The sequence below is a fragment of the Pseudomonas sp. Kh14 genome (assembly GCF_900291005.1).
GTDB classification, from domain to species: domain Bacteria; phylum Pseudomonadota; class Gammaproteobacteria; order Pseudomonadales; family Pseudomonadaceae; genus Aquipseudomonas; species Aquipseudomonas alloputida.
Genome location: NZ_OLKJ01000034.1, coordinates 231,617 through 244,062, shown reverse-complemented (window position 1 = coordinate 244,062; position 12,446 = coordinate 231,617). Strand labels below are relative to the sequence as shown.

General features: G+C 63.4%; 13 protein-coding genes. 6 read left to right on the top strand and 7 right to left on the bottom strand.

What is annotated here, in order from left to right:
* The first annotated feature begins 62 nt into the window (after positions 1–62).
* The gene (gorA, locus tag FQ668_RS18195) at positions 63–1,418 is read left to right on the top strand and encodes a glutathione-disulfide reductase (RefSeq protein ID WP_014590485.1); all 1,356 of its coding nucleotides are present in this window, start codon (positions 63–65) and stop codon (positions 1,416–1,418) included.
* Between the two features lie 133 nt (positions 1,419–1,551).
* On the opposite strand, the gene FQ668_RS18190 is transcribed toward gorA, so the two are convergent.
* From FQ668_RS18190 to ribBA, 6 genes are all read right to left on the bottom strand, one after another.
* The gene (locus FQ668_RS18190) at positions 1,552–2,859 is read right to left on the bottom strand and encodes a substrate-binding domain-containing protein (RefSeq protein ID WP_019438773.1); all 1,308 of its coding nucleotides are present in this window, start codon (positions 2,857–2,859) and stop codon (positions 1,552–1,554) included.
* Positions 2,860–3,014: 155 nt separating this feature from the next.
* Positions 3,015–4,163, bottom strand: a complete 1,149-nt coding sequence (locus FQ668_RS18185; RefSeq protein WP_014590487.1) for an ABC transporter ATP-binding protein — start codon at positions 4,161–4,163, stop codon at positions 3,015–3,017.
* Positions 4,164–4,180: 17 nt separating this feature from the next.
* Positions 4,181–4,987 carry an ABC transporter permease gene (locus FQ668_RS18180; RefSeq protein WP_003256236.1) on the bottom strand — a complete coding sequence of 269 codons (807 nt, stop codon included), beginning with the start codon at positions 4,985–4,987 and terminating at the stop codon, positions 4,181–4,183.
* A 6-nt stretch (positions 4,988–4,993) separates the two neighbouring features.
* Positions 4,994–5,911, bottom strand: coding sequence for an ABC transporter permease (locus tag FQ668_RS18175; RefSeq protein WP_014590488.1), 918 nt, complete (start codon positions 5,909–5,911; stop codon positions 4,994–4,996).
* A complete protein-coding gene (locus tag FQ668_RS18170) occupies positions 5,908–6,933 on the bottom strand; it encodes an ABC transporter substrate-binding protein (protein WP_004576593.1) in 1,026 nt (341 codons plus the stop codon). Before FQ668_RS18170 ends, FQ668_RS18175 begins: the two co-directional genes overlap by 4 nt.
* Positions 6,934–7,262: 329 nt before the next feature.
* Positions 7,263–8,384 (bottom strand): bifunctional 3,4-dihydroxy-2-butanone-4-phosphate synthase/GTP cyclohydrolase II, encoded by a 1,122-nt coding sequence (ribBA, locus tag FQ668_RS18165; protein WP_014590489.1) that lies wholly within the window; start codon positions 8,382–8,384, stop codon positions 7,263–7,265.
* 78 nt (positions 8,385–8,462) lie between these two features.
* On the opposite strand from ribBA, the gene FQ668_RS18160 reads away from it, so the two are divergent.
* A complete protein-coding gene (locus FQ668_RS18160; RefSeq protein WP_014590490.1) occupies positions 8,463–8,756 on the top strand; it encodes a DUF1330 domain-containing protein in 294 nt (97 codons plus the stop codon).
* A 109-nt stretch (positions 8,757–8,865) separates the two neighbouring features.
* On the opposite strand, the gene FQ668_RS18155 is transcribed toward FQ668_RS18160, so the two are convergent.
* Positions 8,866–9,885, bottom strand: coding sequence for an alpha/beta hydrolase (locus FQ668_RS18155; protein ID WP_019436714.1), 1,020 nt, complete (start codon positions 9,883–9,885; stop codon positions 8,866–8,868).
* Between the two features lie 146 nt (positions 9,886–10,031).
* On the opposite strand from FQ668_RS18155, the gene FQ668_RS18150 reads away from it, so the two are divergent.
* The 4 genes from FQ668_RS18150 to FQ668_RS18135 all read left to right on the top strand — a co-directional run bounded on the left by FQ668_RS18150 (position 10,032) and on the right by FQ668_RS18135 (position 12,416).
* On the top strand, positions 10,032–10,916 hold the full coding sequence (locus tag FQ668_RS18150; RefSeq protein ID WP_010954640.1) for a LysR family transcriptional regulator: 885 nt from the start codon (positions 10,032–10,034) through the stop codon (positions 10,914–10,916).
* A gap of 26 nt (positions 10,917–10,942) precedes the next feature.
* Positions 10,943–11,344, top strand: a complete 402-nt coding sequence (locus FQ668_RS18145) for a hypothetical protein (protein WP_010954639.1) — start codon at positions 10,943–10,945, stop codon at positions 11,342–11,344.
* Positions 11,345–11,478: 134 nt separating this feature from the next.
* Entirely contained in the window at positions 11,479–11,700 is a 222-nt protein-coding gene (locus FQ668_RS18140) for an MbtH family protein (RefSeq protein WP_003256222.1), read from the top strand.
* Positions 11,697–12,416 (top strand): thioesterase II family protein, encoded by a 720-nt coding sequence (locus FQ668_RS18135; RefSeq protein ID WP_019436716.1) that lies wholly within the window; start codon positions 11,697–11,699, stop codon positions 12,414–12,416. The genes FQ668_RS18140 and FQ668_RS18135 overlap by 4 nt, the downstream gene beginning before the upstream one ends.
* Positions 12,417–12,446 lie beyond the last annotated feature (30 nt).

Here is a 12,446-nt window from a genome sequence, read left to right as displayed (position 1 = left end):
GGCTTTTTTGTTTGCGGCGGCCAACGGCGGTATGCTGGACGCCTGCCTGGGAGAGTGAATACATGGCCTTCGATTTTGATCTGTTCGTGATTGGCGCCGGGTCCGGTGGTGTGCGCGCAGCGCGTTTTGCTGCCGGTTTTGGCGCAAAAGTGGCAGTGGCTGAAAGCCGCTACCTGGGGGGCACCTGCGTCAACGTCGGTTGTGTGCCGAAAAAACTGCTGGTGTACGGCGCGCACGTTGCTGATGAGCTGGAGCAAGCCGCAGGTTTCGGCTGGACGTTGGAAGAGGGGCATTTCGACTGGGGCACCCTGATTGCCAACAAGAATCGGGAAATCGAGCGCCTCAACGGCATCTACCGTAACTTGCTGGTCAACAGCGGGGTGACCCTGTTGCAAGGCCACGCGCGTCTGACGGGCGCCAACGAAGTGGAAGTGGACGGTCAACGCTACACCGCCGAGCATATCCTTATCGCTACCGGTGGCTGGCCGCAGGTACCGGACATCCCTGGCAAGGAACTGGCCATCACCTCCAACGAAGCTTTCTACCTCAAGGACTTGCCGCGCCGCGTGCTGGTGGTGGGTGGGGGCTATATCGCCGTCGAATTCGCCGGCATCTTCCAGGGCCTGGGGGCCGACACCACACTGCTGTACCGTGGCGACCTGTTCCTGCGCGGCTTCGATGGCTCGGTGCGCACCCACCTGAAGGAAGAACTGGAAAAACGCGGCCTCGACCTGCAGTTCAACGCCGACATCCAGCGCATCGACAAGCTTGAGGATGGTCGCCTCAAAGCCACGCTCAAGGACGGCCGCGAGCTGGTAGCCGACTGTGTGTTCTATGCCACCGGCCGGCGCCCGATGCTGGACAATCTGGGCCTGGAGAACACCGGCGTCGAGCTGGATGCGCGCGGCTACATCCGGGTCGATGAGCAGTACCAGACCACCGCGCCCTCGATTCTCGCCATTGGCGATGTGATCGGCCGTGTACAGTTGACCCCAGTGGCCTTGGCTGAAGGCATGGCCGTGGCGCGGCGCTTGTTCAAACCCGAGCAATACCGCCCGGTGGATTACCAGAACATCCCCACTGCGGTATTCAGCCAGCCACCCATCGGTACCGTAGGCTTGACCGAAGAGCAGGCGCTGGAGGCCGGGCACAAGGTGCAGGTATTCGAAAGCCGCTTCCGGGCCATGAAGCTGACCCTGACCGACATTCAGGAAAAGACTCTGATGAAGTTGGTTGTCGATGCCCAAACCGACAAGGTGCTGGGTTGCCACATGGTCGGTCCTGACGCTGGCGAAATCATTCAGGGCCTGGGCATTGCACTTAAAGCCGGTGCGACCAAGCAGCAGTTCGACGAAACCATCGGCGTGCACCCGACGGCGGCTGAAGAGTTCGTGACCATGCGCACCGTCACCCGCTGATGACGCGGAGCCTGCTGTACAGCCTGTAGACGCAGCCTTGTGCTGCGACGAGGCCCTTGCAGACAGAGAAACGCTTCTGTCATTCGGGCCTCGTTGCAGCACAAGGCTGCTTCAGGGGGTGTGCAAGGCCGGATCAATACACCCACACCTCGACCCGCCGGTTGCGCAGCCGGCCTTGCTCCAGTTCATTCCCGGCCACTGGCAGTTCATCGCCCATCCCGGTCACCTGCAGCACCTCCACGCCACCGCGCGCCAGTTCGCGGCGCACCGCTTGCGCACGCAGGCGGGAGAGCAGGGCTGCGCGCCCAGGGGTTTCCTTGGGATCGCCGAACCCCACCAGCACCGCCTTGCCCTGCAGCTTCCCGGCCTGGCGTAGGTACTCTGTCACCCGCTGTACGTCGCGCAGGGCCTTGTTATCCAGGCTGGCGCTTCCTTCCTGGAAGCGGAAGTTCACACTCAGCCGCTGCGCCTGCCGGGCCAGGGTACGATAGGGCGGTGGCATGTCGCCTTGGGGGGCGACAGAAAGGGCCTTGATCTGCTGCGAAACGAAACCCTGCTGGGCGATGATCGCCTGGCCGGCCGGGCTCTGGGCAAAATCGACCAGGGCCTTGGCCTGGGGCTTGGGGTTGGCCGGCAGGTAAAAGTACAGGCGCCGTGAGAGCGGGTAGTCCTCGCTGGCCACCCGTGCGCGCTCCGGCAGCATGGCCGGCGCGTCGCCTTCGGCCACCGCCAGCACCTTGGCCCCGTGTGCGGTGGCCAGGCTGCTGAAACCGATGGCCTGGCGGTCGGTACCCACGCGTGCCGCCAATTCGTCACTGGACTCGAAGCGCCTGGCCTTGGCCGAAAGCTCGCCATGCTGAGGTTCCAGCACCAGCGCCTTGAAGGTCTCGAAAGTGCCGGAACGGTCGTCACGGGCATACAGATGAATGGCCCCGCCAGGTATGCCCAGTTGTTCCCAGCGCTGGATCTGCCCAGAGAAAATGTACGCCAGTTGCCGGATGTTCAGTTGGGGTATTGGGTTGTCGGGGTGGACGATGACCGCGACGCCGTCGAGGCCGATCACCTGTTCGGCGCCGGCTGCGCGAAGGTCGCCCAGCGCCTGCAACTGGCGCACTTCACTGTCGTTGATCGGCCGCGAGGCGGCGGCCAGGTCCGCGTCGCCACGGCCCAGCGCGACAAAGCCGGTGCTCGAGCCGTGGGCGGCAATGTCGATGCGCAAGGGCTGGCCGTGCCCGTCGCGGGCGGTAATCACCCACTCGTTGGCGACCTTGCCCGGCTGTTGCTCGATGGCGGTGGCCTGCTGTGCGCGCAATTGCCCCTGTACCAGCGCCGGCAGCAAGGCCGCGCCGATGGTGTTGGAGCCTTGCACGCGCAGGTGCAGGGGCTCAGCCAGGGTCGCGAGTGGTAGCAGGGTGAGCAGCAAGACAAGCAGGCGGAGCATGCCGGGTGACCTGTGGCATAGAGTTGGCCGGCAGATTACGACAGTGGCGTGATGATAATGTGACGGGGCGTACGCCTCCAATAGTGCAGCGCCTGCCAGATCGTGTGCCGCGCGGGCGGCGCTCGATCTGGCAGGCGCTGCAACGCACAAGAGCGTTAATGCGCCCCGGCCGACTTGCTCAGGTCGCTCTCGGCCCATTCGGTATAAATGCAAGCGTCTGCCACTGCCCAACGCACCTTCACGCTGTCGCCCGGCTGCATCGGCATGCCCGCCGCCGACAGTGCCTTCACGGTCAGCTCGGTACCCCCTGCAGTCACCACATGGCAGGTCTGGCTTTCACCCAGGAACAGCACTTCGCCAACCTTGGCAGTGACCTCGTTCCAACCCGCCGGCAGCGGGTCACGCGTGGCCTGTTCGGCGGTCAGGGCCACGGCCTTTTCCGGGCGCACCATGATCAGTGCATCCTGCGAGGCGGCCAGCCCCGGGGTCAAGCGAATGGCCACTGGCTGGCCCTCGAAGCTGCCCGCGCCGTTGCTGCTGGCCTTGATCCGCAGGAAGTTGGAATTGCCCAGGAACGATGCGACAAAGGCATTCGGTGGGTTCTGGTACAGGTCGTAACCGGTGCCCAGGCCGACGATCTTGCCGTGGCTGAAAATGGCGATGCGCTGGGACAGGCGCATGGCTTCTTCCTGGTCGTGGGTGACGTAGACGATGGTGATGCCCAGGCGGCGGTGCAATTGGCGCAGTTCGTCCTGCAGGTCTTCACGCAGCTTCTTGTCCAGCGCGCCGAGCGGCTCGTCCATCAGCAGGATGCGCGGCTCGTACACCAGCGCCCGGGCGATCGCCACGCGCTGCTGCTGGCCGCCCGACATTTGCGAGGGTTTGCGGTGGGCGAACTGTTCCAGTTGCACCAGCTTGAGCATGGCGTCGACGCGTTTGGCGGTTTCGGCAGCACCGAGTTTGCGAATGGCCAGTGGGAAAGCGATGTTGTCACGCACATTCAGGTGCGGAAACAGCGAATACCGCTGGAACACCATGCCGATGTCACGCTTGTGCGGCGGCACGTTGACCAGCGACTGGCCGTCGACCAGGATCTCGCCGCTGCTCGGTGTTTCGAAGCCGGCCAGCATCGACAGGGTGGTGGACTTGCCCGAGCCGCTGGAACCGAGGAAGGTCAGGAACTCGCCGTCCTGGATCTCCAGGTCGAGGTTGTCCACGGCGGTGAAGTCGCCGTAGTGCTTGTTCAGGCCGCGCAGGCTGACGAGGGTTTTGCCGTGCGCGTTGTCTTTGATCACTGCACTCATTGTTGTTTTCTCCGCGCTCAGGCGTTTTCGGTGCGCCGGCGCAAGGCGGCGGCAATGAACATGACCAGCAACGACAGGCCGATCAGCAAGGTCGAAGCCACGGCGATGACCGGGCTCAGGTCCTGGCGCAAGGTGGTCCACATCTTCACTGGCAGGGTCTGCAGGTCGGGGCTGGCCATCATCACGCTCAGCACCACTTCATCCCAGGACACCAGGAAAGCGAACAGGCCACCGGCGATCATGCCGGGGCGGATGGCCGGGAAAGTGACCTTGAAAATGGCCTGCAGGCGTGAGGCACCGCAGATCACCGCAGCATCTTCGATCGACTGGTCGAACAGCTTCAGCGAGTTGATGATCGAGATGATGGTGAACGGCAGGGCGACGATCACGTGGCTGACCACGAAGGCGAACAGCGTGCCGGTGTAACCTAGCTTGAGGAACAGTGCGTATACCGCCACGGCAATGATCACCAGCGGCACGATCATCGGCATGGTAAACAGCCCGTACAGCAGCTCGCGGCCCGGGAAGCGGCCACGCACCAGGGCGAATGCGCTGGGCAGGCCCAGCAGCACGGCGGCGATGGTGGTCAGCACGGCCACCTTAAGGCTGGCCAGTGCGGCGTCCATCCACTCCGGGTTGGAGAAGAACTGGCCGTACCACTTGAAGGTCCAGCCCGGTGGCGGGAACACCAGCCACTGTGACGAGCCGAATGACAGCAACACGATGAACACCACCGGCAGCAGCAGGAAGGCCGCGATGACCCCGGTGGTCAGGTACAGGCCCGTACGCAGCGGGCGGCCCATGGCATTGGGAGACAGGAGCATGGCGGTTTACCTCGCGTTGCCAACCGGGGATTCCGGCTGCAGCTTCAGGTACAGGTAGAAGAGCACCAGAGTGATCGCCACCAGCAGTGCGGCAGCGGCGCTGGCCAGGCCCCAGTTGAGGAACGACTGCACCTGCTGGATGATGAATTCGGGCAGCATCATGTTCTGTGCGCCCCCCAGCAGCGCCGGGGTGACGTAGTAACCGAGCGACATCACGAACACCATCAGCGCCCCGGAGAACAGCCCCGAGCGGCACAGCGGCAGGAACACCTTCCAGAAGTTGGTCCACGGGCTGGCGCCACAGATCGAACCTGCCTGCAGCACCATCGGGTCGATGGCGTGCATGGTCGCCTGCAGTGGCAGCACGATGAACGGGATCATGATGTAGCTCATGCCGATTACCACGCCGGTGAGGTTGTGTACCATTTCCAGCGGGGCATCGATGATGCCCATGGCCATCAACGCCTTGTTGATCACGCCCGAGCTCTGCAGCAGCACCAGCCACGAGTAGGTGCGCGCCAGCAGGCTGGTCCACATCGACAGCAGCACGATGTTCAGCAGCCAACGGCCCCAGCCCTTGGGCACCAGGGTGATCGCCCAAGCCAGCGGGAAGCCCAGCAGCACGCTGATCAGGGTCACCACGCCGGCCACCGAAAAGGTGTTGAACAGCACACGTGCGTAGGCCGAGTTGGCAAACAGCTGCTCGTAATTACCCAGCCCCGGGGTGGGTTCCAGCACCCCGCGCAGCAGCAGGCCGACCAGCGGGGCGAAGAAGAACACGCCAAGGAACAGCAGGGCAGGCAGCAGATTGCGGCTGCCTTTCCAGCGCTGGCTCAGGCTTGCGCGGCGCGGGGCGGTGCCCGGGGCGCCGGCACCCGTGGGGGTGCCTTGCGCATTATGCAGGGCGTTGATGGCGACTTTCATTTGACCAACCACTCATTCCAGCGGGCCGCGATGGCTTGACCGTTCTTGGCCCAGTAAGCGAAGTCGAGTGTGACCTGGTCCTGGGCGTAGGCAGTTGGCAGGTTTGGCGCGAGGTCTTTGTCCAGTTTGGCCACGCTGTCGACGTTGACCGGCGCGTAGGCGGTCTTGTTGGCGAATTCGGCCTGGCCCTCGGCGCTGCTGGCGTTGGCCAGGAATTTCATGGCCGCTTCCTTGTTCTTGGCGCCTTTGGGGATGACCAGGAAGTCGGCCATGACCAGGTTCTGCTTCCAGCTCACGCCCACTGGTGCACCATCTTGCTGCAGGGCGTAGACACGGCCATTCCAGAACTGGCCGAGCGAGGCTTCACCCGAGGCCAGCAACTGCTGCGACTGGGCACCACCGCCCCACCAGACGATGTCTTTCTTGATGGTGTCGAGCTTCTTGAAGGCGCGGTCCAGGTCCAGCGGGTACAGTTTGTCGGGGGCTACGCCGTCGGCCAGCAGGGCCAGTTCAAGCACGCCGGGGCTGGGCCATTTGTACAGGGCTCGCTTGCCGGGGTAGGCCTTGGTGTCGAACAGCGCGGTCCAGTCCACCGGCTTGTTGGCCCCGAGCTTGCCTTCGTTGTAGCCGAGCACGAAGGAGAAGAAGAATGACCCGACGCCATGGTCAGAGACGAAGCGTGGGTCGATCTTGTCGCGCTTGATCTGGTTGAAGTCGAGGGGTTCAAGCAGGCCTTCGCTGGCAGCGCGCAGGGCAAAGTCCGCTTCGACGTCGACCACGTCCCATTGCACGTTGCCACTCTCGACCATGGCCTTGAGCTTGCCGTAGTCGGTGGGACCGTCCTGCACGACCTTGATGTTCGTGGCTTTGGTGAACGGTACGGCCCACGCTTCTTTCTGGGCGTCCTGGGTCGTACCGCCCCAGCTGACGAAGTTGAGGCTGTCGGCGGCCTGGGCGGCCTGACATGCCAGGGTCAGCAGGCTGGCGGACAGCACTGCGGTTACACGTTTGCTCAACAGCATGGTTACGCCCTCGTTGCTTTTTGTTATTCGAGGCGGGGCTTGTGGTGCGCCCGCCAACTGTGTTCGGGGAGCAGCTAAAACAAAGTGTCTGGTGGCCGTGGGTGAGTGTAGGTGCGGCCTGCAGATTCAAGGTCTACGGGATATCATATTATGGTATTCCAAGATTTTGGCAAGAGGTATGAGGCGACCGGCCATCACTCCGCCCTGTCAAAAGCACCAAGGGCCCTGTAGGAGCGGGTTTACCCGCGAATGCGTCGGTGGTGTCACCCTCGCATTCGCGGGTAAACCCGCTCCTACAGGGCCCCGCTAAATCAATTGCTTGTGTGTTCTCAGCCATCCATCCCCGGGTCGAACGGGATGCTCTGCACCACCTCCAGCTCATACCCCGCCAGCCCCGCGTATTTCAGCGGTGGCCCCAGGTGACGCAGCTTGCCCACGCCAAGGTCCTGGAGGATCTGCGCCCCGGTGCCCACTTCGGAATACACCTTGGACTGGCCACGTTGATAGGGCCGCACAGGGTGGGTCAGGTGTGGCACGCGCTCAAGCAAGGCCTGGGAGGATTCGTGATTGGCCAGGATCACCACCACGCCAGTACCTTCATCGGCGACCTTCTGCAGCGCCGCCCACAGCGTCCAGTTGGCGGGACCTGCGTATTCGGCACCCACCAGGTCGCGCAGCGGGTCGATCACATGCACCCGCACCAGGGTCGGCTGTTCGCGACGAATGTCGCCCATGACCATGGCCATGTGCACACCACCTTCGATGCGGTCTTCATAGGTGACCAGGCGGAAGGTGCCATGCACCGTCGGCAGTTCGCGCTCGCCGATGCGCTTGATGGTCTGCTCGGTGCTCAGGCGGTAGTGGATCAGGTCGGCGATGGTGCCAATCTTGATGCCATGCCGTGAGGCGAACACTTCCAGGTCGGGGCGACGTGCCATGGTGCCGTCGTCGTTCAGCACTTCAACGATGACCGAGGCCGGGCTGAAGCCGGCCAGGCGTGCCAGGTCGCAGCCAGCTTCGGTGTGGCCGGCACGGGTCAGCACGCCGCCTTCGCGTGCCCGCAGGGGGAAAATGTGGCCAGGTTGCACCAAGTCTTCGGGGCGGGCGTTGGGGGCCATGGCCGCTGCCACGGTGCGTGCCCGGTCAGCGGCGGAAATGCCGGTGGTGACCCCGGTGGCCGCCTCGATCGACACGGTGAACGCGGTGCTGAACACGCTACCGTTGGCCGGAACCATCTGCTCCAGGCCCAGGCGCTGGCAGTGATCGTCGGTCAAGGTCAGGCAGATCAGCCCGCGTGCCTCGCGGGCCATGAAGTTGATGGCCTGGGCGTCGCAGCGCTCGGCGGCGATCAACAGGTCGCCTTCGTTTTCCCGGTCCTCGTCATCCACCAGCAGGACCATCTTGCCTTGCCGGTAGTCCTCGAGAAGTTCCTCGATGGTGTTGAAAGCCATGGTGCACGCTCACTGTGGTGGGGTGAATTTTATGGTATACCATCATACACAAATATCGCCGTAACAGGAGAGCTGCACATGAAGGCCTACTGGATCGCCCATGTGGACGTGACCGACCCCGAGCAATACCAGCAGTACACCCAGCGCGCCCCGGCAGCCTTCAAGGCATTCGGCGGTCGCTTCCTGGCCCGTGGCGGGCGTAGCGAGGCGATGGAAGGGAGGGTTACGCCTCAGCGTAGTGTGGTGATCGAGTTCGATTCGTACGAACAAGCGGTGGCTTGTTATCGGTCCGAGCTGTATCAGGAGGCTTGCAGCCATCGGCAAGGTGTGGCGAAGGCTGAGGTGATCATTGTGGAAGGGTTTGAGCCCTGAGCAGGATTTGCCGGCCCTTTCGCATCGATGGCAGATACATTGAAGCCTGCGGGGCGTTTCCGCAAATAGAAGCAAAAGACCCGCCCAGGCGGGTCTATTGCTCATCGCCTCACTGCAGATGCACTTTAAGTTCGTTGCCCGCCTGCCGCAGCGCCGCCTTTACTGCCGGCACTTGGCTCAACGGGTTGAGCAGCCCATAGTCATGAATCATTCCGTTGTAGCGCACCGAGGTTACTGTCACGCCCGCCGCATTCAACTTGCGGGCATACGCCTCACCTTCATCCCGAAGCACATCGAACTCAGCCGTTTGCACCAGGGCCGGTGGCAAGCCCTTCAGCTGTTCGGCGGACGCCCGCAGCGGCGAGGCGTAGATCTGCGCCCGCGCCTTTGCATCAACGGTGTAGTTGTTCCAGAACCACTTCATCATCCCGGTGGTCAGGAAGTGTCCTTCGGCAAACTGCTTGTACGATGCTGTCTCGAAGCTGGCATCGGTCACCGGCCACAGCAGCAGCTGGAAGCGCAGGGCAGGGGTGCCGGCCTCTTTGGCCTTGAGTGCAACAACCGCCGCCATGTTGCCACCAACGCTGTTGCCGGCTACCGCCAGGCGCTTGCCATCCACGCCGATCTCCTTGCCATGCTCGGCCACCCAGCGAGTCGCGGCGTAGGCCTGGTTGATCGCCGTCGGGTAGTGCGCTTCCGGTGACGGGGTGTAGTCCACATAGACCGCCACCGCACCCGAGCCGACCACCAGGTCGCGGATCAGTCGCTGGTGGGTCGGGAAGTCGCCCAGCACCCAGCCGCCGCCGTGGAAGAACATGAACACCGGCAGATCACCTTTGACATTCGTCGGGCGTACCACTTGCAGCTTGATCGACTGGCCATTGGCCTGAATCGTGCGTTCCTTCACCTCGACCCCCGAGAGGTCGACCTTTACCGAGGCCTGGGCGCCGGTCAGTACCGCACGGGCGTCGTTTGGTGTGAGCTGTTCCAGCGGCTTGCCCCCCCCTTTCTCCAGGGCTTCGAGGAAGGCCTGGGTGTGTTGTTCGACACCAGGGCTGCCTGCGGCGAAGGCACTGGAAACAGACAGGGCCAGGAGGGAGGCGGTGAGGGCTTTGTGGACAATGTTCATGGGCGAATCCTTTTCTTTGCAAATGTTGGTAGTGGGCGTCTTGCCTGGCCTGAGGGGCCATCGCTGCGACTTGTGCGTAGATTAGGCAGATGCACTCGTGGGAAAAAGCCGCTATAAAGTGTTTGACTGTCAGCAAGAGTGAGACAATGAACCCTTACGAAGACATGCGGATCTTTGCCCAGGTGATGGAGGCTGGCAGTTTCACCGCTGCCGCCGACCGTCTGGGCATGTCCAAGCAATCGGTCAGCCGGCGTCTGATGCAGCTTGAAGAGCGCCTGGGCGTGCGCCTGCTCAACCGCTCCACCCGGCGCCTCGATGCCACGCCACTGGGGCAGCACTACTACCAGTCGGCCCTGCGCCTGCTGGGTGAAGTGCAGCAGGTCGAACACGACATCAGCGGCCAGGCCCAGGTCTTGCGCGGCACCTTGCGCCTCAGCGCGCCGCTGTCGTTTGCCATGGCGCACCTGGGCTGCCTGCTGACCGAGTTTCTGCAGTTGCACCCCCAGGTTGATGTGGAGGTAGACCTGAGCGACCGCGCCGTGGACCTGATTGGCGAAGGTTATGACCTGGCGCTGCGGATTGGTGCACTGGAGGACTCCAGCCTGATCGCCCGGCGTATCGCCAGTGTCGAGCGGGTCTACTGTGCGAGCCCGGCGTATTTGCAAGCACGGGGAGTGCCGGGAAAACCGGATGAGCTCGCCGCGCATGATTGCCTGCCCTATGGGCATTCGCGGCAGGTGCAGTGGCAATTTCACAAAGGTGGCAAAACCCAGGCAATTCAGGTGACTGGACGCATGAGGGCGAACAATGGCGAGTTGCTGCGGGGGGCTGCGATTGCCGGGATGGGGGTCACTTACCTGCCGACCTTTATCGTTGGGCAGGCGTTGGCGGAGGGGCAACTGGTGACGGTTCTGGATGAGTGGCGCCCGCCCGCGCTGCAGCTGTCGGCGGTGTATCCGCAGCACCGGCAGGTGGCGCGGCCGGTGCAGGGTTTTGTCAGCTTCCTGCGCGCGCGGCTGGCGCAGCTCTGACCGTTGCTACAGGCTATGCTTGCCCTATGAGTACACCCGTTCCTTTACGCCAACCTTGCCCCCCTGGCGCCTGCGTCTGCGGCCGCGAGCAACTGGCCGACCATCCGCAGGCCGCCCAGCGCATCCTCTTGCTGACCCGGCAGGAAGAAAAACGCCTGCTCGAACGGCTGGAAAACCTGAAGGACCTGGAAGACCTTCAACGTCTGCAGCAGCGCCTGTACGAAAACCTCGGCATCCGCGTGCACATCGCCCCCGGTTACAACGAGGTACGGACCATGCGCGGCATCGTCATCGAACTGGACGATCAGCCCGGGCTGTGCCGCAAGACCCGGCAGTCTATCCCGGCGGCGATCCGGCGCGGGCTGGAGCGTAATCCGCAGGTTGCGTTCCGGTTGCTCGATACGCATGACCTGTTGCGTGATACCTGAGCGTTGATACCGGCATCGGCCGCGCCCACATGGGGGCGCGTCAATTCCGTTAATTTTTACACCGCTTGCTACGTCTACTTGAAAGCCACCCTGCGCCAGGCGCGCAGCGGCATCATCATTTAAGGAGACAGGCAATGACTTCCGTTTTCGACCGCGACGATATCCAGTTCCAGGTAGTGGTCAACCACGAAGAGCAATACTCGATCTGGCCCGACTACAAAGCCATCCCCAATGGCTGGCGAGCTGTGGGCAAAAGCGGCCTGAAGAAGGACTGCCTGGCCTACATCGATGAAGTCTGGACCGACATGCGCCCGCTGAGCCTGCGCCAGAAAATGGCTGAAGCTGCCGCCCAGTGACCGTGTTGAACCTGCTGTGCCTGCCGTACTCCGGGGCCAGCGCCATGGTTTACAGCCGCTGGCGGCGCAAGCTGCCGGCATGGTTGCAGGTGCGCCCGGTGGAATTGCCTGGGCGGGGGGCGCGCATGACCGAGTCGCTGCACACCGACATGCAAGTGCTGGCTCGGCAACTGGCCAGCGAGCAGCGACTGGCGGCAAGCGCTCCTTACGCGTTGCTCGGCCACAGCCTGGGTGCACTGCTGGCCTTCGAGCTGGCCCATGAGCTGCAGGCATTGGGCTGCCCGGCGCCGCTGGCCTTGTTCGCCTGCGGCACCGCGGCACCTACCCGGCGTGAGGACTACGACGGCAACAACTGGCGCGAGCCCAAGAGCGACGCCGAGCTGATCAGCGAGTTGCGCGCGCTGCAGGGCACGCCTGAAGAAGTGCTGGCCAACGCTGAGCTGATGAGCCTGACCTTGCCGACCTTGCGCGCCGATTTTCTTTTGTGCGGCACTTACACATACCGGCAGCGACCGGCGTTGCAGTGCCCACTGCATGTGCTGGGTGGCGTGGAAGACCGGGCCAGCGATGAGCAACTGCGGGCATGGCGCAGTGAAACCCAAGGCGCGTTCTCGCTGCAGATGTTCCCGGGTGGCCATTTCTTCATCCATGAGCAGGAAGACCGTGTGCTCGCTGCGCTGACCGCGTCGCTGCAACCGCTTCGGCTGTCTGCCTGATTGACGTCACCGCTTGCCTGGGGGAGGCTA